The organism is Chryseobacterium sp. 6424 (assembly GCF_003692615.1).
In the GTDB taxonomy this organism is placed as follows: Bacteria; Bacteroidota; Bacteroidia; order Flavobacteriales; family Weeksellaceae; genus Kaistella.
In genome coordinates this window covers 1,924,419-1,947,059 of record NZ_CP023540.1, presented here as the reverse complement: position 1 = coordinate 1,947,059, position 22,641 = coordinate 1,924,419, and the positions used below count along the sequence as shown (strand labels likewise).

Below are 22,641 nucleotides of genomic sequence, written 5' to 3'. Positions count from 1 at the left end.
TACTCAGGTTTAACATTACTGGTTAGTCTTTAGGTTTATAATTACTTTCATTAAAGATGGTTTGGCTGTCGAGTTGCAAAAAATCAGTCAGTTTCGTGCCTGGTTTTTCGTTGTAAAATTTCCTGCAGATTTGCCATCCTACAAAAATCCCGATGCGTGGGGACGACTCGTTATCTATCTCAGTATAAAATTTCGAGAACGGACCGGGATTGATGAAGCGTTCTTTCAGCCGCAAGTCATCACTGAAAACCAGATTGTTTTCTACGAAATAACTCCAGATGTTCACTTCATTGGCGACAGCCCAACCCAACTGTTTTGGTGTGTAGCCAATTTTCAGTTCATCGCGAAATTCTGGCAGAAAGGCATCCTGTAACGTCATTATTTTCCCATTGTACACAAGTTCATCAATAAACTTCTGATGATCAAATTTTTGCGGTACGAAATGCTGCGCAAAGACCAATGAAACTTTCGGTACGATATTCTGAGGGTTCATGGAGGTTTGCCAATAAGATTCCAACCCCTGATAATTAGCATTGTTTTCGCCCATGAAAGCAGATACATCTATGAACAGTTTATTTTCTTCATCGTGATAGAAAACCGGTTCCATAATCCCCTGCAATGCTGATGAATAAAGGAAAACCTCAGGTGTTTTTATCTCTGGGAAATAATGTTTGATGCGTGAGAACAGTTGGGTGAGTTCTCGGGCCAGTTTTTCCTGATCGATTTTCGCAATCGCATCACGGTATATTTTGGCCTCCGCTGTATCCGCACGTCTGATGGCATAATCTTCGTCACTTACCGTACCCTGGAACCACGGATATTTCTGCTGAAACACCTCCAGTGGCAACCTCAGATCATAAAATTCTTTTGAAATATCATGTATTTTAATGGTTTCCCCATTTGGTCTAACATCTGTTTGCCACATATTTTCAGCATCTTTTTTGCATGATGTGGGTAAGGTGTATAAAATGGCCGTACAAAGCAGATATCTAAAAAACTTCATTATTTTTACAGAAGATTAACAGCTACAAAAATAGCGAAAATTTAGATGGCCGTAGCCTAATCCTTTTCTAAAAAAAGTAACATATGCAGACAGAAAAAATTACCCAAAAAATCGTGACCTGGCTTCGGGACTACGCAGTGGATGCCGGTGCTGAAGGATATGTAATCGGTATTTCCGGCGGGGTAGATTCCGGGGTGGTTTCTACACTTTGTGCCATGACGGGGCTGAAGCTTTTGGCCATAGAAATGCCCATCCGTCAACAAAAAGACCAGGCAAGCCGTGCGCAGGAACATATTCGTTTTCTTGAAGATAAATTCCCAAATGTTAAGGGGCAAACCGTAGATCTTAATGAACCTTTTGAGGCTTTATATAAAACTTTTAAAGTTGATGAAGCGCATTTCCCCGATCAGAAACTGGCTTTTGCCAACACGCGCGCGCGCCTCAGGATGCTTACGCTTTATTATTATGGGCAAATAAACGGTTTATTGGTTTGTGGTACAGGCAATAAGGTGGAGGATTTCGGGATTGGTTTTTACACCAAATACGGTGATGGTGGCGTAGATGTTTCGCCGATTGCAGACCTCTACAAAACAGAGGTTTACGAACTTGCCCGGTCGCTGGATTTACCTGAATCCATTAAAAATGCCATCCCTACGGACGGGCTTTGGGATGCGGAACGGACCGATGAGCAGCAGATTGGCGCCACGTATCCGGAGCTTGAAAAAATCCAGAAAGAGTGGGGAACTAAAACGGAAGCCGATTATTCCGGGCGTGATCTTGAGGTTTTCCGGATTTTTTCAAAGATGAACAGCGCGGCACAGCACAAGATTCAGCCTATTCCGGTGTGTGATATTCCTGAAGAGTGGAGGTCGTAATATTAAATCAAAACAATAGATGAAACATAGCATAAAACTGGTTCTGTTTTTCATCATTGGGATGCTGTCGGCGTTTCTGGTGATGTATCTCATCGATAATTATCTCATTGAGAAAAATGAGAACACGGAGACGGTTTCCACAAACGGAAATTCTACCGGAAATAACAATGAGAAATTTTCCGAAACATTTAGCCCGGAAAAAAATAATTCTGAAAATTCAGCCTCAAACTCTTCTGGCAACAACTCAGAAATTGACGAATTAACCGCCGAAAAACTCGTGGTTGACTTTGTTCAGACCCATAAAAAACTCCCGGAATATTACCTCACAAAAGGCGAGGCGCGCAACAAAGGTTGGGTGGCTTCAAAAGGTAATTTGTGCGATGTTTTGCCGGGCAGGGCGATTGGCGGAGATAAATTCAGCAACAGGGAAAAAACTTTGCCTACAGGCGCACAATATTTTGAGGCAGACGTGAATTATACATGTGGTCGCCGAAATGCAGACCGCATCGTTTTCACTGAGAACGGCGATGTGTGGCTTACTCACGATCATTACAAAACTTTCCAAAAGCAATAAGACATTAAATAAACTATGAAAACCATTTACATCGACTTTACCGAAATCGGCGATTATGAAGATTTCTATGCGCAACTTAAACAAAAAGCCTCGCTGCCCGAATTTTTCGGCGATAATCTGGATGCTTTAAGTGATTACGTGAGTGGATTTGCGGAATTGCCGCTGCATATCGAGTTCGTAAATATGAGCGTTGACCAACTTGAAACGTTCGAGGACTTGCTATTAACCCTGGAAGATGTGGAAGACGAAATGGAGGAATTTTCTTTTGCTTATTATCTGGAACAATACGAGGACGAAGAATAACTCTTTCAGTTTAAATTAAAAACCACCGCAGCGCGGTGGTTTCTGTTTGATATGAAGAATGAAAATTATTTAAGTTTTGCCAAAAGGTCAACGCCGTTTACTGTGGCCCAGTTTCCTGACGTAAGGATTACTTTTTTTACGTTGGCGTCACTTGTGAAAGTTTTCGGCGCGCTAGGCACGTAGCTGTAGCCCCACATGTTCAGATTACTTGAATTAATATGGTTGACCGGCTGCACAATGATCTTGCCTTTGTTCACCTGCTCGGCTTCGGTAGCGGCGTCCTGGATCAGCACAGCGTATGCTTTTTTGCCGTCTGTATCCTGATAGCCGTCAATATATACATTGGTAAAGATGCCGTTTCCGTGTTTTTTGAACTGGATTGCGGAAACTTCAATTGAACCCGCGGTTTCCGGCTTGGTGTTGGCTTCGCGAATCAATGTGATCCCATTGATTTTCGGCGCTGTGTTGTCCGCGTTTCCTGATGCTTCTATTTCCATTCCGAAGTTTCCAATCGTCGTTTGGTAAGCGTACCAAGTGCTGTTGTTTTGTCCGCTCCATGCATCCTGCCAGTCGAAAGAATCGTCGTAATTACCGTAAGACACGATGTTTTTAGCACTTACGGTTCCACCGAAAAATTCGAAACCATCATCAGTACCCATATATGCCACAAGGTTCTCAAGCGTTGTTCCGGCGCCTACAGAATAAAAAGTAAGTGAATTGGTTTCAGAAGTACCGTCACCGATTTTCTTTCCGCCATATTCAACTCGTACATATTTTAGAATTCCGGAATTATCATTTGGATTATCGCCGCCATAGTATACATTGTTTCCGTCTTCAGAAAGTGCTTTTGCTGCGCCGTTTATCGCCTTGATAGGGGCGTTTCCGTAGATGGTCAAACCGCCCCAGTCGCCGGGTTTTTTATTGTCAGATGTAAATACAATAGGTTCGGCCGCTGTTCCCTCGGCAAAGATTTTTCCGCCCTGAAGAACCACAATACTGCTGCTCACAGACGTTTTTGCGGTGAAAGTTGCACCTGGCTCGATGGTCAAAGTAATTCCTTCCGGAACTTTTACCACGCCTTCCAGGGTGTAATTTCCTTTCTTCACGGTAGTGTTCTGTTTTAAAGTCCCCGAAAGTGTTCCCGTTCCGCTTAAAACCGCACCGGTTGACGGATTTTGTGTGGTACCGCCGCCATTGATGTCGGCATCTTCACGAATTTCAACGGTACATGAAGTCACTGCGAAAATTGCAGCCAGCGCCCATAGATTTAAGATGTGTTTTTTCATAATATTAAATTACTTTGATGTTTAAGATTTGGCTTAGAATGTATATCCGGCCGAGAAGTTGAAAGTCGTACCGCGTCTGTAATCGGTATGTATGTTGGTTCTTACGTCCAGAGGAATGTACCCTTCTTCACCCTGTTCCAACTTGTAAGTACTGTTGAGAATGTTCTGCACGCCGAGTTTTAAATTCCAGTTTATTGTGAGTTGTGCGTTGTATACGAAATCGAGTTGGTGAAAAGGTCTTTCATAAATATGATCGAGGCCGGAAGTTCCTACCGTGAATATCTTGGAACCAGAAACATTATAAATCAGTGACAATGTGTGGGGCAAGTTTTTGGCATTTTTAAATTCATACTTTAAATCTGCATTGGCTGTCCACGGTGCGGCACCCTGAAGTTGTCTGTCTTTTAGATTTCCGCTGAAGTTGGCCGGTTTTTCCTGCTCGAGTTCTTCCGCGCTGCGCTCCACATTTGAATACATTAAAGTTGCATTTGCACCAAGGCTCCAGTTTGACATCGACTCTGAAATTCTGGAAAGGTCTAAGATTCCTTCAAGCTCAGCTCCTGCCAGCACGGCCTTTTTAGCATTAAAGAAGGTAATCGCCACACCATTTGAATTTCCGGAAGCGGTGTAGCTTCTCTCAATTGCGTGATCGATTCTTTTAGCAAAAAGATTTACCGCGAAAAGCTCCCTGTTCGTTGGGAAGACCTCGTATTTAAGGTCAAGGTTATAGTTTTCGCTGTTTTTCAGATTGATGTTACCGATGATGTTTTCATTATCCGGGTTGATATACGTGATCGGCATGTACTCGATAAGAATTGGTCTTGTGATCGTCTTGCTTGCAGCTAAACGTATGTTCGATTTTGAATTCAATGCCTTTTTCAAAGAGAATGAAGGCAGGATGAAATATTGGTTTCTCTGAAGATTATTGTATTCCTTATCACTCTGTTCTTTGTAGCGGGTGATGTTCAGGTTGTTTTCCACACGTCCACCGATCAGGATATCCCAGGAATCGTCCGGTTTGTAATTAAGGTTTATATAGCCTGCATTAATAAACTGATACAGATTCGAGCGGTAGTCATTCTCGTTGGTTTCTTCTTTAAAGTGGAAGGCGCCGCGCATGATATAATCGTTGTAAGTCTGCTGCGGATTGTCAATATCTACGACCACGGTTCTAAGCTGTACGTTGTCGATGTTCGAGGCGATGAATCGGTATGAATTGCTTCGTCTGTCAAAGAAACCGTTGTATCCAACTGCCACTTGCCACGGATAGCTTATTCTGTCACCCTTTTCGCCCAGTGAAACTGAGTACTCCGCGAAACCTGACAAATAATCTTTTCCGTTAACATCAAGGTATTGGCGGATCAGGTTGTTTCCACCAAAAGTCATTTCCACCTGATTTGGAACGCCGGTTAAGAAACCTTCGGAAATTTTTCGGTCCGGCTGCTGGAAATTATTGCTTACCCAGCTACCACCGGCTTTGATCACGTGTCTGTCGCCGATTTTCTGACTCGCCAACAATTGTATATCAGCAAATTTTGAAAGGTCCATTTGATCAACCCGGAAAAAACGTCTGCCGGCATCCTGAACTTTTTGGTCTTTATAACCCACGAAATCCGAGATCATATTGCTAGAATTCTGCAGGAAAATCGCATTTAAAGCCACATCCAAACCGCGGTCTTTATAGCCAAGTCCTAAAAGAGCTGATGATTCCAATTCGTAAGTGTATTCTTTTCGGTGAAGATCATTGTTCATCTTTCCTTCCGTCTGAAGGGAAATGAACTGGTTTTTATCACCTTCAAGCATTTCATATTTACTGCCCTGATTCAAGGAAAGCAAAAGTCCGAGTTTTCCTGAATCACTAATTCTGAAATTTTGCGCGGTCGTAAAGCCGATGCTTGTATTTGGAAGCGCTTTGATGTTATCTGCATTCCAGCCGTCTTTGAATGAATTTACAGATTCATTTTGCGTGAAATTATAGTTCGTCGGCACGTAACCTTTAACCTGAGACGGCAACTGGCGGTCCCGCGAATTCAAACCTAAGTAACCTGCCGCGGTGTAAGCGTGTGGATTTACCTTAAAGTTTTTAAATGTCGTCTGTGTGTTATAACCGAAGCCGAATTCAACTTTAGTGAAAGTTTTGTCCATCGTTAAAGTTTCGATATCGAAAGTTGCACCTGCGAAATCTGCGTAAAGGTTCGAATTGAAAGTTTTGTATATATTCAGTTTTCCTACAACGTCCGTCGGAAACTGCTTCAGCGCGATGATTTTCTGAAATGGATTATTTGAAGGCGACGCAAGACCGTTAATCAGTAAAGTGTTGTAACGCTCTTCCAACCCTCTTACGAAAAGCCCGCGGCCTTCTACGGCGGTGATTCCGGTTACTTTTGTCAATCCCTGTTCCACGTTCGAAATTCCTTTTCTGGTGATTTCTGCAGCACTGATTGCCTGTTTTTGGATGATAGCTTTCTTCTGTTCCCCCAGAATTGCCGTTTCCGTCTTTTTATTTCCTGATGCCTGAATAACTACGCCTTCGATATTTTTCTCTTTTTGAACCGTATCGTTTTTTGCCTGCTGTCCGTAAACGAAAGTAAATGGTGTAGAAAGGAAAACAACTGCAATACTCAGTTTGCTGATCTTCATTTTTAATAATTTTATCACGGCAAAGGTCTGTTGTCTGGTGGCGAAACGCGTTGCGCTCATTTTAAATAACTTTTAAATATTTATTAAAAAAATCAGCGTCATATTAATTTATTGTGAAGATTTTTCAAGGCGTTTTATCGTCTCTAAAATTGACTAACTTTGAAAGGTTAAAGTCTTAAGATGAATCAGAAAAAAATACTGTTAATAGATGATGAGCAGGATATTCTCGAAATCCTGTCTTACAATCTCGAAAAAGCGGGATATGATGTCTACACAGCCCAAAACGGCAATGAAGGCATCGAAAAAGCCAAAGAAATCGTCCCCGATATGATCCTGCTTGATGTGATGATGCCGGAAAAAGACGGAATAGAAACCTGCCAGGATTTGCGGAGAATCCCTGAACTACAGAAGACGCTTATTGTATTTCTTTCCGCGCGAAGCGAGGAGTTTTCTCAGCTCGCAGGTTTTCAGGCTGGAGCGAATGATTACATTGTGAAAATCATTAAACCAAAAATTCTTATTTCAAAAGTAAATGCACTGCTTGAACTTACCTCAAATGTGTATGAAGCCAAACAAACCGTCACCGCCGGTGATCTGAGCATCGATAAAGACAACTTCCGCGTCTCAAAGGCAGGGCAGCAGTTTCTGTTACCGAAGAAAGAGTTTGATCTGCTTTATCTTCTGGCCTCGAACACCAATAAAGTATTTAAACGTGAGGAAATCCTCGAAAAAGTGTGGGGAAATGATGTGATCGTGGGCGAACGCACCATCGACGTGCATATTCGCCGCCTACGTGAGAAACTTGGCATTGGCACCATTCAGACGCTGAAAGGTATTGGTTATAAATTAGTGGTTTAAAAGTTTTTGATGAAGTTTCACAGACTTACACTCCTTGCTTCGCTGTATCTTACGGTTGCCATGTCGCTGGTAGCCGTGCTTTTCGATTATTCTCACAGTACGGCGGTCCGCGATCTGCAGGGTTTCTATCTTGCTCTGGCGGCTTGTATTGTGGTTATTTTCGTGCTGAATTATGTCATTCTTGATTATCTCTTCAATGTATATGGTAAGAAACAGATCAAGAAAATATCAGATATTCTGCCAGAAATTACGCCCGATAACGACCAAAACCTCGACCTTAAAGAACTCGAGCAGCGTTTTACGGAAATCCGACAGAAAAATGCCACCGAAATTGATACGATGAAGGAAATGGAGACTTACCGGAAAGAGTACCTCGGCAATGTTTCCCATGAACTGAAAACACCGCTCTTTTCCATACAGGGTTATGTGGAGACACTGATGGATGGCGGGGTGGAAAATCTGGCCATCCGTGATAAATATTTAGAACGTATTGATAAATCTGTAGAGCGCCTGTTGAACATCGTACAGGACCTGGATATGATCAACCAGTATGAATCGGGCGAGATTACACTGAACATCAGCCGTTTTGATATTAATGCCCTGATTCGGGAAATCATCGACTTGTTGGATCTTGAGGCGCAGCGCAAAGACGCCTTGGTTCAGCTACAGAGCGCCACAACGCAACTCTTTGTAAATGCCGACAAACAGAAGATTTCGCAAGTGCTCATCAATTTAATATCAAACGCCATACATTACGCCAACCGCGATAAGGCGCAGATCATCATTAAAACCCATCAGCTGAAAAGTAAAATTTTAATAAAAGTGGAAGATAACGGGATGGGCATTCGGCAGGAAGCTTTACCACGCATATTCGAGCGGTTTTACCGGGTAGAGACCAGCCGTAACCGGAACGATGGCGGAAGCGGCCTGGGACTTGCTATCGTAAAACACATTCTGGAAGCGCATGGCGAAAATATATCCGTGGAAAGCGTTTATCTGGAAGGGACACAATTCAGTTTTCTGCTCGAAAAAGCACCTGAAAAGCGCGGAATGTAAGCAAAACTTTTTTAATAAAAAGGAAAACGAAGCTTTTTTGGCAAAGTTCTATTGTTTTATATTTGTACCCGAAAATCAAGTTAAAAGATACCTAAATTTTAAAGCAAAAATGGTATATAAAATCCGCATAATTTTAGACACCAAAGACGATATTTTCAGAGATATCGAAATAAAAGATAAGCAAAATCTCTGGAACCTGCATCTGGGGATTAAGAGTGCATTTACACTCATGGGCGATGACCTTTCACTCTTCAACATCCTTGATGAAGATGGTACCGTGGTAAAAACCGTTCCGCTGGAAGATATGAGTGATGATGGCGATGGCGAAATTATGTCGGATGTCTACATTAACGAAGCCTTCAGCAAAGTAGGCGATAAGCTGCATTTTCAGTACGGGTTTATGGATTTGTGGGAGTTTTTCCTTGAACTGGTAGAGATTATCGATGAAAAACCTGCGGTAAACTATCCGATAACCGTATTCCGTTTCGGTAAGATGCCTTTGAAGGCGCCCAGCAAATCCGGTGCTAAAAAGAGCACTAAAAACTCTGCTATTCCTTTGATGGATGATGACTTTACGAATTTTGATGAAGACTTCGGCTCCGGTAGTTTTGCCGGTGAAGACAGCGGAGATTTCGATGATGAGGAAGAAGAAGATGACTTCAATGACGACTTCTACGAAGAAGATGGCTCCGATGAAGTTTAACAAACCTATAACCCCGAATTGATCGGGGTTTTTTATTGTGCCGACACGATATTTTAGTTATGCAAATGATACCTTTTTATATTTAAAATGGTAAATTTGTTACAAATCTTCATCAGAAATGAAAAAACTTATTGTTTTATCCCTAATCGGCATAGGACTGCTGTCCTGCAATACACAAAAGAATACCCATATGAATGAACTGCCCAGCGAATGGAAGCATTCCACCAATATATATGAAGTAAATGTTCGCCAGTACACCCAAGAAGGAACCTTCCGTGCCTTTCAGAAAGACTTGCCACGCCTGAAGGATATGGGCGTGAAAACGCTATGGCTCATGCCAGTTACCCCAATCGCGCAGAAGAATAAAAAAGGTCCGCTCGGCAGCCAGTACGCCGCCCAAGATTACACTGCGATAAACCCGGAGTTCGGTACCATGCAGGATTTTAAAGAACTGGTGAATGAGGCGCACAAAATGGGTTTCAAAGTCATCATCGACTGGGTGGCAAACCATACCGGCTGGGATCATGTATGGACCAAGACCAATCCTGATTTTTACCTGAAAGACCCTAAAACCAATGATTTCCAGATCGCTTCAGGTATGGATGACATCATCGAGCTTGATTACAGCAACCCGAAAATGCGCGAGGCAATGATCGAGGCAATGAAATTCTGGGTGCGCGAAACCAATATTGATGGTTTCCGATGCGATTTGGCAGCCTGGGTGGAGGTAGATTTCTGGCAACAGGCAAGACCGGAAGTTGAAAAAATCAAGCCTCTGTTTTGGCTCGGTGAATTCGATGAACTCGACAATCCTGAATATGGGAAGGTTTTCGACGCCAGTTATATCTGGAACTGGATGCACAAAACCAAGGATTATAATGAAGGCAAAGCAAGTTTTAACGACTTGAAGGCACTTTTGAAAAGATATGACGCGATAGGTAACGGCTCCATGCGCGCCTGGTTTACCTCAAATCATGACGAAAATACCTGGAACGGAACAGAATATGAAAAGTATGGCTTGCTCGCAAAGCCACTTGCTGTATTTTCTATCACCTGGAACGGCGTACCGCTGATCTACAACGGCCAGGAACTTCCTCTGAAAACAAAAAGACTGGAGTTCTTCACCAAAGATCCAATCCCATGGACCGGAACCTATGAACTTCATGATTTCTATAAAACTTTACTGAATCTAAAATCTAATAATCCTGCATTGCGGGGCGGTGATCCTGCGGTTTCTACTTATCTGTTGAAGACCTCCGCTGATGACAAAATCATGGCTTATCTTAGGAAAAATGGTAAAGATGAAGTCCTTACTGTACTGAACCTGTCACAGGAAGCGGTAACTTTCAGACTAGATGATGCGGCGGTACGTGGCGTGTATAAAAATGTTTTTGAAAATACACCGCGCGACTTTTCTCAAGACAAAGGTTTCGTGCTGAAAGCCGGTGATTATGCAGTCTTTGAAAAATAAATTTTATTTCCGGTAAATATCTGTAATTTTCCATCATATTGTGTATCCTATGAATGAATTTCCGTTACCAGAAAACGAAGAGAAAAGACTGATAAAACTGGCTTATCACGACCTGATAGGTTTGGCGAAAGATCCCAGTCTGGACGTCTTTACAGAAACTGCCCGCCTTATTGCGGACAGCCCAGCCTCTTTTCTCTCAATAATGGAACGGGATACACAAACCGTACAGAGTTGCGTAGGTATAGAGCTGGATTTTATAGACCGCCAGAATACCGTGTGCCAATATGCTGTGCAAAGCGGGAAAACCCTTATAATTAAGGACACGTTAGAGGATGAGCGCTCATCTGATAACCCGTTGATTCTCGCTAGCGGAATCCGGTTTTATGCCGGTATTCCGTTACTTGATGAGGAAGGTTTGGTGCTCGGTACCTTATGTGTGATTGATTATAAACCCAAAACACTTTCTTCATCACAGATCTCAGCCCTTGAAAAACTGGGCGCCGCCGTTTCACGTAATCTGATGGATAGAGTCAGATATTCAAACGCTGAATATTTCGAACAGCTTTTTTCTGTTACCAACAACCTGATTGGCGTAATGGATTATGATTTTAAAATTAAAAAGATAAATCCTGCTTTCGAAAATGCATTTTGTTTGAAGAATGAAGACGTTATCGGCAAATCCTTTTCGGAGGTCCTGAAAATGCGGAACGCTGATATTAATTTAGAAGAAGTTGATTGGACTGGTGGCGAACATGCCGTTACCACAAATTTTATTCTGAAATCATGCGAATCAGCATACATTGAATGGAACTTTAAACGGAGCAAGAAGCAAAACAAAAGTTTCTGTTTTGGCCGTAATATTACACGACTTGTAAATGATAAACAGAAAATAGAACGTTCTGAAAAACGTTTCAGAACCTTTTTTGAAAACGCCATTGGCCTCATGAGTATGCACGATATGGAGGGCAATATCCTGGCTGTTAATGAAAAAGGGCGTGAGATCCTTAAATATTCTCTAGAGGAAACCAAGAAACTTAACCTGAGGGATCTAGTCCCTAAAAACAATCTACCATTGTTATAGGACTACCACGACAGGATTGCTGAAAACGGTGAAGATTCCGGATATATGGTCCTTTGTTCAAAAGATAACGAAGAACTTGTGTGGATGTATCATAATATGGTAGAAATTGATGACGAAGGTAAACCGTATGTTCTGAGTACGGCTCTGAATGTGACTGAAAAAATGTCTTTGGAAAAAGACCTTATCTACACCAAAAAAATCTTAGAGCAGACCAGCGCTGCCGCAATGGTAGGCGGTTGGGAAGTAAATCTGAAAAACAAAAGGACTTTCTGGTCCCAAACTACCAAAAAAATCCATAAAGTGTCGGACGATTTCGAACCCGATTACGAGACCGCGATTAGTTTTTACGTAAAAGAAAGTCAGGACCGCATAAATTATTTGTTTCAGCGGGCGTTGACAACCGGCACTCCTTACGATGAAGAGTTCAAACTTGTACAGGCAGACGGTACACAGATCTGGGTTCGTGCCATCGGCATTCCTGAGTTTAAAGATGGGGTTTGCAACAAAGTTTTTGGCATCATACAGGATATCGACACCGCGAAAACAACATATCTGGAACTTGAGAAGAAAGAAGCGATGCTTCAATCTTTCATCCGCGATGTACCTGTAGCAGTGGCGATGTTCGATCAAAATCTTAACTATCTCTTTGTAAGCAGTAAGTGGAGCGCAGAGTTCTCTATGGATGAAACCATTATCGGCAGAAATCTATTTGACGTTTCGCCCAATGTGCCCGAAGAACGCATCACAATATACATGGATGCCCTGGAGGGTAAAGCCTACAAAAACGAAAATTTTGTTGTAGCCGTTCCCGGTAAGGAGGATATGCAACATTATGATTTGGAAGTAAATCCTTGGTTTCTTGGGAATGGTGTAATCGGTGGCGTAATTGTATCTGTTCAAAATGTTACAGAGCGCGTCAGAACAACGCAGGAACTTGAAAACGCAAAACAACTTGCCGATTTGGCCAGTAAGGCAAAATCAGAGTTTCTTGCCAACATGAGTCACGAGATTAGGACTCCCTTAAACGGCGTGATCGGTTTTTCAGACCTCCTTCTGAAAACCCCACTGAACGAAATGCAGACCCAGTATCTGAATTATATTAACGAATCGGGCGAGAGTTTGCTTTCAATTATCAACGACATACTGGATTTTTCTAAAATTGAATCCGGCAAGATGGAACTGATGATCGACCGTTGTGCCGTGTATGATATGGTAGGCCAGGTAATGAACGTCATTCTTTTCCAGTCACAGAAAAAAGACCTTGAACTGCTTCTGAACATTGAACCGGGACTTCCAGAAATCCTTTTCCTTGATGAATCCAGGATTAAACAGATCCTGGTAAACCTTCTTGGTAACGCCGTGAAATTCACTGCTAAAGGCGAAATTGAGCTTAAGGTTCAGAAACTGAAGATGGATGATGCACGCATCACGCTTCGGTTCGCAGTAAGAGATACCGGTATCGGCATTCCTGAAGACAAGCAAAAGCGGATTTTCGACGCGTTTACACAGGAAGACAGTTCTGTCAGCAAAAAATATGGTGGCACAGGCTTGGGGCTCACCATTTCAAACAATATCCTCAAATATATGGGGACTTCGCTGTCACTTAAAAGTACGCTTGGTGAAGGCTCAGAGTTTTATTTCGATATCGAGGTTCCGTACGAAGAAGTGGAGGACAATGTAGAGGAAGATATCGCTAACCTCGGAATTAGAAGTGTGCTTATTGTAGATGATAATGAGAACAACCGGATCATCCTTCAGCACATGCTGGCCTACAAAAACATCAAGTCAAGGCTTGCGGCCAACGGTATGGAAGCCCTGCAGATTCTCATGGCTGGTGAACGTTTTGACATCATTTTGATGGATTACCATATGCCAGTAATCTCCGGCCTCGAAACCATCACGAAAATCCGCGAGCTTTATTCCCAGCAAGATGAGGTGTCGCCGCTGGTGGTGTTGCACACGTCTTCAGAAGAGCACGAGGTCATCAATTCATTCCGGCAAAGCGAGAATAGTTTCTGCCTTCTGAAACCCATAAAATCACGTGATCTTTACAATATACTGAAACAGGCCGTGCAACAGACCGAGAAAAAGCCGTCCGCTGAGGAATCAGAGGGAAAAGAAACACCGCTCAGCGGCCTGAATGTCCTTTTGGTCGATGACAATCCCGTGAATATGGTCCTGAACAACCGAATGATGCAGTCGCTGGTACCTGACGCCGTTTTTACAGAAATTACCGATGGAAAGCAAGCGCTGGAAGTCTGTAAAAACAAGTTTTTTGATCTGATATTGATGGATGTTCAGATGCCTGTGATGGATGGTATTGAAGCGACTAAGCAAATTCGGATGCTTCCGGGCAAACAACCCATCATCTTCGGTGTGACTGCCGGAAACGTAGTTGGCGAAAAGGAAAAATGCCTCGCTGCTGGGATGGATGACTTCATTACCAAACCCTTACGCCAGGCTGAACTTCTGGATGCGCTTAAAATACATGTCTATGAAAAGCTTGATGAGACCGAGAAATCTGAGAATTCCGAACTTTATCTCGACATGAAATATCTGGAACAGCAGATTGGTGATGACGAGGAATTCCGGAAGATGTTCCTTAATTTAGTCATACAAGAAGCGGAAGCATCGGGCCTTGCGCTTAAAGAAGCCTGCAAGCAAAAAGACGTGGTCCGGATTAAGGGAATCCTGCACAAACTCACCGGAACCGCCGGAACTGCCGGACTTTTCAGCCTCGCAGAAACGGCCGCGAAGTGGGAGAATAAAGCAGACCGAAATCCGGATCTTGTCCAGATGGAAAAGGAAATAACAAGCGGGATTACCTACGGCCTAGAATTTATTAAGAAGTTAATTAAATAAATATACGGTGTAAAATAAACGAAGACTCCCCTCTTCATCTCAAACCGTTAAAAAATTCCTTTTTTAGCGGTTGTTTATTTTAACAGCTATGATGTTTTGATTAAATTAAAAACTTCGCCTGAATTAAAAGTGAATATTACACAAATGGATAAAACGATACTGGTAGCTACCGTAAGAGCGCGTTTGTCAGACAAGGTTGCAAACCTCGAAAAAATTATCGCTGAGACACGTGCAGCTAATAACGATACCAAAAGTTCGATGGGCGACAAGTACGAAACTTCGCGCGAAATGGTACAACAGGAAATCAATAATTTGCAACGGCAACTCAATGAATGTCTTGAACAGCAGAATTCGACTGCAAAACTGAGTCCCGAACCTTGTACGGAAGCGAAATTTGGAGCCTTAGTCGAAACCGGTTCAGGGTTTTTCTATGTGGTAAGTTCCGTAGGAGTAATTGAAACTCAAGGTGTGAAAATACATACCATTTCACCTGCGAGTCCTATTGCCAAAGCAATGCATGGGAAATCGAAAGAGCAGATTTTCACAATGAATGGTATTAGCCAGACGGTGAAAAATATTTATTAGATTTGTAGCTCTTAAAAAAAATCACTCCGGGATTTCGCTCGGATCAGCATTTAAAATTCAAAATGTATTTCAGTTTCAATGCAAAACTACCACGATTTACTTCAGCATATTCTAGACAACGGAACCATTAAAACCGACCGTACCGGCACCGGAACGCGCAGTGTCTTCGGTTACCAACTGCGTTTTGATCTGAGTAAAGGTTTTCCTCTGGTTACCACAAAAAAGGTTCATTTAAAGTCAATAATTTATGAGTTACTCTGGTTTCTGAAAGGTGATACCAACATCAAATATCTTAATGACCACGGTGTGTCGATCTGGAATGAGTGGGCCGATGAGAATGGTGATTTGGGTCCGGTGTATGGCGCACAATGGCGAAGCTGGCGCGGCGCGGACGGCAAGGTAATCGATCAGCTTTCTGAAGTGATCGATCAGATCAAGAAAAATCCGGATTCCCGCCGATTGATTGTTTCCGCCTGGAACACCGCGGAGATCCCGAACATGGCGCTGGCGCCGTGTCACGCGATGTTTCAGTTTTATGTGGCGGATGGGAAGCTTTCGCTGCAACTGTATCAAAGAAGCGCCGATGTTTTCCTGGGCGTACCGTTCAACATTGCAAGTTACGCGTTGCTGCTGATGATGGTCGCGCAGGTTTGTGACCTGGAAGTTGGCGATTATGTGCACACTTTTGGTGATGTTCATATCTATAACAACCATTTCGAACAGGTTGAAAAGCAACTTTCGCGCACGCCGAAGACTTTGCCAACAATGAAACTCAATCCTGACATCAAGGATATTTTCAGTTTTAAATATGAAGATTTTACACTCGAAAACTACGATCCTTATCCGGGAATCAAAGCGCCGGTGGCGGTTTAGCTATTCAGTTTAATGGGGTAAAGATTTTGCTTAAGTAAATCGCTGAAAGTCAGTTTTTTTTCGTACTTTTATTAAAATTTTCTTGCCATGGAACTTACTGTAAAATTAGATCATACCGCAGATATTCCCTTTCTCAAACAGCTTTTGTCGCAGCTCAGCGGAATAAAAAGCGTGGAGTTTTCGGACGGCGATAAAACTTACTCCTGGGATGAGATCGAAGGTCACGAACTTTTCAAAAAAGTCTTGGAACAAAGCGAGGACGATTATAAGAACGGCCGCTATCGTGAGATGACCGACGAGATGTTCGACGAAATTTTCAGATCATGATCTTTACAATTACCGATACGGCGCGAATTTCTTTAGCTGAGATAGTTCTTTTTTTGAAAAACAACTGGACGGAAAGAGAACTCAACGTGTTGCGTAAGGATATTGCTAAGTTCAAAAAGTCCATCCTGGTCGGTGTTATTCAACATCCTTCCTCCGAGTTTTCATCCAACATAAGATATATGCTTATAGCCAAAAGGCAGATTAAAGTTTTTTACGAAATGAAACAGGATGAGGTTGTTGTGAAATTATTCTGGCACTGCAAACAAAACCCTGACAGATTAAAGAATTTTCTGAAAGAAAATTTATAAAGCGACGAGCATATTCAATACAATCTATTCCCGAAAATCCAATCTCAGCAGTCCCAAACGGTTTCTTTCCTCGTAACTAATCGGTTTTTTTGCTACCCATTAAGCAAAACCGATAGTTATGAAAACAAAATTATTTTCCTTTGCCCTATCCGGATTGGTGAGTTTATGCTGCGCACAGCAGGGAAACCGCGAAAAACTCTCCGCTTATCTGGATTCGCTTGCAATACATCACAAAGCAATCGGAAGCTATGCCCTCGCAACGTACGGAAAACCTGATTTTGTAAAGGTGACCGGCTTTGCAGATGCGGAAACCCAGCAGAAAGCCAACATGAATACGCAGTACCGCATCGGTTCGGTATCTAAAATTTTAACTGCAGTTCTCGTGATGAAAGCGGTTGAAGAGAAAAAACTGTCGCTTCAGACCAAGCTTTCAGAATATTTTCCGTCCGTTCCGAATGCCGCTCAAATTACCGTCGAGCAAATGCTGCAGCACCGCACAGGTATTCACAATCTCACGGATGAAGCAGAATACTTCGGCTATCACGAAAATCCACAGACAGAAAAGCAGATGGTTGACATCATCGCGAAATACAAAAGCGATTTTGCGCCGGGTGAAAAGCATGCTTACAGCAACTCCAATTACATCCTGCTCGGATACATTCTGGAAAAAATTTACAAAAAACCATACGCAGATCTCATCCAAACCAAGATTGCAAAGCCTTTGAAGCTAAATTTAACTAAGGTTGGAGGAAAGATAACTCCAAAGGAAAATCAAGCGAATTCGTATTTATTCAATAATAATCGTTTTGAAAAAACCGCGGAAACGGATATGAGTGTTCCCGGTGGCGCCGGAAATCTGATTTCAACGCCGACTGAACTGCTTCAGTTTATCATTGCGCTTGAAGATGGAAAACTGATTTCAAAAACGAGCCTCGCCCAGATGAAAAATTTCAAGGATGACTACGGTTACGGCTTGGCGAAAGTGCCTTTCATCAACAAATACGGTTATGGTCACAGCGGCCGGATCGAGGAATTTCGGTCGGTGCTTTTCTATTTTCCTGAAGACAAAGCCGGCATAAGCTTCATCACCAACCAGTCTGATTATGATGTGAATCAGAACTCGATCAATATGCTGAAAACAGCGATGAATATGGATTTTGAAATGCCTGATTTTAAAGTAAAAACCGTCGATTTATCCATTTTGCAAGCCTATGAAGGAGTTTATAAAGCCCCGAATTTTCCGCTGGATATTAAAATTTTTGTAGAGAATAACAACCTTATGGCTCAGGCAACGGGTCAGGGTTCTTTTCCGCTTGAAGTGGTTTCGGATACCGAATTCCAGTTCATGGCGGCGGGAATAAAGATTAAATTTAATCCGGGCAAAAACACTTTCGATTTCAAACAGGGTGGTGTGGAACTCGTTTTTACTAAGCAATAACAGAACTAATATTTTACATTTGATATATTTAAACATCAAAAAAAGAACAATCTTAAACAGAATACATGAAGAAACTGATCATTTCCATTAGTCTACTGGGAATCCTCTTTACCGGAAACGCCTTCGCACAGACCGAAACTTCCGGAAGAACCGAAGTTTACCGCGCAACGCACACCAAATCTACCGAGCTGAAGCACACCAAACTGAAAGTGAATTTCGATTATGCAAAAGAGCAGATGAACGGCGAGGCGTGGCTTACCGCCAGCCCGCACTTCTATCCGTCGGATTCGCTGGTGCTTGATGCCAAAGCGATGCTGATCCATGAAGTGGCATTGGACAAAAACGGCTCGAAATCTCCTTTAAAATATCAGTACAAAGACGATTTTCTGAAGATAAACCTCGATAAAACCTATACACGAAACCAAGACTACACGGTTTACATTAAATATACCGCACGGCCAAACGAGGTGAAAACCAAAGGCAGCGCCGCCATCACCGATGCAAAGGGACTTTATTTTGTAAATGCGCAGGGCAAAGATCCCGATAAACCGATTCAGATCTGGACTCAGGGCGAAACCGAAGCCAGTTCCGCCTGGTTCCCGACCATCGATAAGCCCAATCAGAAAACCACACAGGAAATCTATATGACCGTGCCCGATAAGTACGTCACTTTGTCTAATGGTCTGATGAAATCTTCGGTAAAAGAAGCCAATGGTTTGCGCACCGACCATTGGGTGATGGACAAGAAACACGCACCTTATCTGTTCTTCATGGGTGTGGGCGATTACGCGGTGGTGAAGGACAAATGGCGGAACATTCCCGTTGATTACTATGTTGAGCGCGAATATGAGCCGTATGCAAAACAGATTTTCGGTAACACACCGGAAATGATGGAGTTTTTCTCTAAAAAACTAAACTACGATTATCCGTGGTCTAAATATGCCCAAATCACCGCCCGCGACTATGTTTCAGGAGCCATGGAGAACACGACAGCCGTCCTTCACCAGGAATCTGCGCAACAAAAACCCGGCGACCTGATCGATGAAAACCGCTGGGAGGATGTGATTTCCCACGAACTTTTCCACCACTGGTTTGGCGATTTGGTGACGACTGAAAGCTGGAGCAACCTTACCGTAAACGAATCTTTCGCCAATTATTCGGAATATCTTTGGAACGAGCATAAATACGGAAAAGATTTCGCCGATTATACTTTAATGAAAGCTGCGGAAGGCTATTTCCGCGATCCTTCGAACGTCACCAAAGATTTGGTGCGCTTCAATTATCACAACAAAGAAGACATGTTCGATGGCGTTTCCTACAACAAAGGAGGTTCTATTCTGCACATGCTGCGAAACTATCTTGGCGATGAGGCTTTCTGGGCCGGCATGCACGATTATCTTAAAACCAATGAATACGGCACCGGAGAAGCGCATCAGTTCAGGCTTTCGCTCGAAAAAGTTTCGGGTAAGGATCTGAACTGGTTCTTCAATCAGTGGTTTTTTGGCAGTGGACATCCGAAAATCTCGTACACCACTACTTTCGAGCCGGTGAAAAAGCAGGTGAGAGTAACGGTGAACCAGACACAGTTGGGCGGAAATTTTGAGTTTCCTTTGGCTTTGGATGTTTACGAAAACGGAAAGCCTTCACGGAAAAATGTTTGGGTAAGCGCGAAAGATAAAAACGACTTCTATTTTCCCGTGTCAAAGAATCCGGATTTCATCAACATCAATGCTGACGGCGTTTTGCTGGCAGAATTCACCGATAATAAAACACCGGAGCAGTATTTCACGCAGTATTCAACTTCAACAGACTTCCTGAGCCGTTACAGATCTGTGGAAAATGCCGCTGAAAACATATCGAATAGCGCAGCATCTTTGAAAACGCTGGTTGCGGCGCTTAAAGATTCGAATTTCAGAATTCGTATGAAAGCTTTGAGCGGACTCGATCTGTCAAAAGCAGATCAGGCGAAAGCAGCACTTGCAGAAGTTGAAAAAATGGCGGCCAACGACCCAAAGACTTTAGTTCAGGCTGCAGCAATTACTGCTTTGGCTAAAACGAAGGACAAAAAGTATGTACCGCTGTTTGAGAAAGGCATCGGTGCACTTTCAAATTCGGTGAAGGCAAGCTCGCTTGCGGGCATTGCAGCGGCAGACCCGGCGCGCGTAGGCGCATTCGCCGATAAGATCGATCTGGAGGGCGCCAGCGATGATCTGATTGCCGAATTGCTTCCCATCATCGTTAAAAACAAAATGCAGAAACACATGCCGGCCATCGCGTCAACAGCCGCGTTTTATCCGTTTGTGAAATTCCAGAACTCGGAACTAGGTGCCGCAGCGGAAGAAGCTTATAACTGGATCATGAGTTCGGACAATCTAAAAGCAACTGAAAACGTAACCAAGATCCTGACCCAGGTGAAAAGCCAGATTGACGATAACCCGCAGGCTAAAATGATGATTGTGCAGATTCTGCGCGACGGTTTGGCTAAAAAGATGGCAGTTTTGAAGGCAAATCCATCAAGCACCACGATCAATCAGCAGGTTGACGCCATTAACAAAGCAATTCAGGCTTATCAATAGTTTTTGTCTTGATTTATTTTTAAAGCTGTTCCAAATTCGGGAGCAGCTTTTTTCGTTTTAAATTCATCAAAGAATATCTATCAGCCACCGAAAAAATCTTTGATTTTTATACCTTAGGTGAGTTGCTTTCCGCTAAAATAGTTATATAAAAGTCTTCACTATTAGAATTCACGCATGATTCTTTGTGCGTTTGAGTTTTAATAATTACTCAATGTCAAACTGCGCGGCACTGATTTTGCCGCCTTTTCATAAAAAAAACACATTATGGAACAAAGCAAAGACAACAAGATAATTCCGATGACCTCGGTTGACAGCGGAAAACTTCGCGAGGTAACTCCCGATGTAGCCTATTACACCAACCAGATCGTAAACCTCATCATGATCGGGAATCCCGGTGGCGATTGGGTTTTGGTAGATGCCGGAATGCCAAAATCGGGGAAGGAAATTATCAAAGTCGCGCAACAACGCTTCGGAGAGAACAATTCACCAAAAGCCATCATCCTGACGCACGGACATTTCGATCATGTCGGCAGCATCGTTGATTTAATTGAAAAATGGAATGTTCCGGTTTACGCGCATTCCTTAGAATCGACATTTTTAACAGGAATGGAAAGCTATCCGCAGCCCGATACGTCGGTGGAAGGTGGTGTTCTGGCGAAGATTTCTTCGGTTTATCCGCACGAACCGATCAACATCAGCGAAGTTCTGCAACAATTACCGGATAACGGTGAAGTTCCCTATTTGATCGATTGGGAATGGATTCACGTGCCGGGCCACTCTCCCGGTCAGGTGGCGCTGTACCGGGAACGGGACGGTGTGCTGATCTCGGCAGATGCCCTGATTACGGTGAAGCAGGATTCATTGTATAAAGTTTTGATTCAAAAAGAAGAAATATGCGGTCCGCCGGTCTATCTCACGACGAATTGGAGCCAGGCACGCGAATCGGTGGAGAAACTGGCCGCGCTGAATCCACAGATTTTAGTTCCGGGTCACGGCACGGCGATGAGCGGTCCCGAGTTGAAATCCGGCATCGAACATTTGCTTGCAAACTGGGAAGAAGAAGCGGTACCCAGCCACGGACGTTGGGTTTGGACCAAAGACCTTTAAAAATTAATGATATCAAGCTGTTTTTCGGAACAGCTTTTTTTATACTGCGTTTCTTTTAGCGGGATCAAAATTTTAGAATACATTTAAAACCCGAAGGACATTTCCTAAACACATACGGACGTTTTTGCTAAAACATACGGACGTTTTCAGCTTTCCGTTTTTCGTTGATATTCAGGTTTAAGTGAAACTGGTTTAATCCTTTTTTACGAACGTAATGGCGCCGTCACCTTCTACAAAAGCAGCCTTTACTTTTGAAATATCATCGATACCTTCGCGGTGAAGTGACTCCAGAAGTTCTTCCTGCGTAATGTATTCGCGGCGCATGTTTCGTCGCAATAGTTTGCCGTCTTTCACAATCTGTATGGACCGCGCTGAAACTAACTTTTCGATAAAAGGGAAATGGAAACTCAGCCAGTTCACGGCAAAATTCCATCCAACCAACGTCAGTATTACGATGAAACCTTCGCTCACCGACTCGTATCCTCCAAAGGAATGTGTGGCGGCTTCGGCGATGAGAATAATGAATACAAGATCCATCATGGCCAGTTCACCACCGATCCGCCGTAGCAGAACGCGCATCAGCAGCAAGATTCCAAGGTAAATGATGGTTCCTCTCAGAAACAGTTCGGCTATGGGAACTTCTATTGAAAAAAGCGTCTCGGGATCAAAATTGAACATTTCTGACTTATTTTAAAGTTATTTAAAAATAAAAAAT

The 22,641-nt window shown here is 43.0% G+C and carries 20 protein-coding genes; 16 read left to right on the top strand and 4 right to left on the bottom strand.

Translation table 11 applies throughout. The features are described 5' to 3' along the window. Positions 1-22: 22 nt before the first annotated feature. A complete protein-coding gene (locus tag CO230_RS09095) occupies positions 23-1,003 on the bottom strand; it encodes a gliding motility protein GldB (RefSeq protein WP_122028312.1) in 981 nt (326 codons plus the stop codon). Positions 1,004-1,086: 83 nt separating this feature from the next. Between CO230_RS09095 and nadE the strand changes: the two genes are divergently transcribed. Genes nadE through CO230_RS09080 form a run of 3 tightly spaced genes read left to right on the top strand, consistent with a single transcriptional unit; the run spans position 1,087 to position 2,755 of the window. After that, positions 1,087-1,878, top strand: coding sequence for an NAD(+) synthase (gene nadE / locus CO230_RS09090; protein ID WP_122028311.1), 792 nt, complete (start codon positions 1,087-1,089; stop codon positions 1,876-1,878). Positions 1,879-1,897: 19 nt separating this feature from the next. Then, a complete protein-coding gene (locus CO230_RS09085) occupies positions 1,898-2,452 on the top strand; it encodes a ribonuclease domain-containing protein (RefSeq protein ID WP_122028310.1) in 555 nt (184 codons plus the stop codon). 15 nt (positions 2,453-2,467) lie between these two features. Next, positions 2,468-2,755, top strand: coding sequence for a barstar family protein (locus CO230_RS09080; RefSeq protein ID WP_122028309.1), 288 nt, complete (start codon positions 2,468-2,470; stop codon positions 2,753-2,755). A 65-nt stretch (positions 2,756-2,820) separates the two neighbouring features. Here CO230_RS09080 and CO230_RS09075 read toward each other — a convergent pair whose 3' ends face one another. Both CO230_RS09075 and CO230_RS09070 read right to left on the bottom strand, forming a co-directional pair. Next, positions 2,821-4,041 carry a hypothetical protein gene (locus CO230_RS09075; protein WP_122028308.1) on the bottom strand — a complete coding sequence of 407 codons (1,221 nt, stop codon included), beginning with the start codon at positions 4,039-4,041 and terminating at the stop codon, positions 2,821-2,823. A 33-nt stretch (positions 4,042-4,074) separates the two neighbouring features. Next, the gene (locus tag CO230_RS09070) at positions 4,075-6,681 is read right to left on the bottom strand and encodes a TonB-dependent receptor plug domain-containing protein (protein WP_122028946.1); all 2,607 of its coding nucleotides are present in this window, start codon (positions 6,679-6,681) and stop codon (positions 4,075-4,077) included. Between the two features lie 180 nt (positions 6,682-6,861). Here CO230_RS09070 and CO230_RS09065 point away from each other — a divergent pair, with 180 nt between their 5' ends. From CO230_RS09065 to CO230_RS09010, 13 genes are all read left to right on the top strand, one after another. Continuing rightward, on the top strand, positions 6,862-7,539 hold the full coding sequence (locus tag CO230_RS09065; RefSeq protein WP_122028307.1) for a response regulator transcription factor: 678 nt from the start codon (positions 6,862-6,864) through the stop codon (positions 7,537-7,539). A 9-nt stretch (positions 7,540-7,548) separates the two neighbouring features. Continuing rightward, a complete protein-coding gene (locus CO230_RS09060) occupies positions 7,549-8,595 on the top strand; it encodes a sensor histidine kinase (protein WP_122028306.1) in 1,047 nt (348 codons plus the stop codon). A gap of 109 nt (positions 8,596-8,704) precedes the next feature. Further along, complete coding sequence (locus CO230_RS09055) at positions 8,705-9,298, top strand: IS1096 element passenger TnpR family protein (RefSeq protein WP_122028945.1); 594 nt, start codon at positions 8,705-8,707, stop codon at positions 9,296-9,298. A gap of 118 nt (positions 9,299-9,416) precedes the next feature. Then, on the top strand, positions 9,417-10,769 hold the full coding sequence (locus CO230_RS09050; protein ID WP_122028305.1) for an alpha-amylase family glycosyl hydrolase: 1,353 nt from the start codon (positions 9,417-9,419) through the stop codon (positions 10,767-10,769). A gap of 49 nt (positions 10,770-10,818) precedes the next feature. Continuing rightward, the gene (locus CO230_RS12460) at positions 10,819-11,850 is read left to right on the top strand and encodes a PAS domain S-box protein (protein ID WP_228438109.1); all 1,032 of its coding nucleotides are present in this window, start codon (positions 10,819-10,821) and stop codon (positions 11,848-11,850) included. A gap of 45 nt (positions 11,851-11,895) precedes the next feature. Beyond that, a complete protein-coding gene (locus tag CO230_RS09045; protein WP_228438107.1) occupies positions 11,896-14,712 on the top strand; it encodes a response regulator in 2,817 nt (938 codons plus the stop codon). Between the two features lie 144 nt (positions 14,713-14,856). Then, on the top strand, positions 14,857-15,297 hold the full coding sequence (locus tag CO230_RS09040; RefSeq protein WP_122028944.1) for a hypothetical protein: 441 nt from the start codon (positions 14,857-14,859) through the stop codon (positions 15,295-15,297). 78 nt (positions 15,298-15,375) lie between these two features. After that, positions 15,376-16,170 (top strand): thymidylate synthase, encoded by a 795-nt coding sequence (locus CO230_RS09035; protein WP_122028304.1) that lies wholly within the window; start codon positions 15,376-15,378, stop codon positions 16,168-16,170. Positions 16,171-16,257: 87 nt separating this feature from the next. Then, positions 16,258-16,497, top strand: a complete 240-nt coding sequence (locus CO230_RS09030; protein WP_122028303.1) for a hypothetical protein — start codon at positions 16,258-16,260, stop codon at positions 16,495-16,497. Then, positions 16,494-16,805 (top strand): hypothetical protein, encoded by a 312-nt coding sequence (locus CO230_RS09025; protein WP_122028302.1) that lies wholly within the window; start codon positions 16,494-16,496, stop codon positions 16,803-16,805. The genes CO230_RS09030 and CO230_RS09025 overlap by 4 nt, the downstream gene beginning before the upstream one ends. A 118-nt stretch (positions 16,806-16,923) precedes the next feature. Continuing rightward, positions 16,924-18,243, top strand: coding sequence for a serine hydrolase domain-containing protein (locus CO230_RS09020; protein ID WP_122028301.1), 1,320 nt, complete (start codon positions 16,924-16,926; stop codon positions 18,241-18,243). A 65-nt stretch (positions 18,244-18,308) separates the two neighbouring features. Beyond that, positions 18,309-20,819 carry a M1 family metallopeptidase gene (locus CO230_RS09015; RefSeq protein WP_122028300.1) on the top strand — a complete coding sequence of 837 codons (2,511 nt, stop codon included), beginning with the start codon at positions 18,309-18,311 and terminating at the stop codon, positions 20,817-20,819. A 264-nt stretch (positions 20,820-21,083) separates the two neighbouring features. Then, positions 21,084-21,926, top strand: a complete 843-nt coding sequence (locus CO230_RS09010) for an MBL fold metallo-hydrolase (RefSeq protein WP_122028299.1) — start codon at positions 21,084-21,086, stop codon at positions 21,924-21,926. A gap of 192 nt (positions 21,927-22,118) precedes the next feature. On the opposite strand, the gene CO230_RS09005 is transcribed toward CO230_RS09010, so the two are convergent. Continuing rightward, entirely contained in the window at positions 22,119-22,604 is a 486-nt protein-coding gene (locus CO230_RS09005; RefSeq protein WP_122028298.1) for a DUF421 domain-containing protein, read from the bottom strand. Between the last annotated feature and the right edge of the window lie 37 nt (positions 22,605-22,641).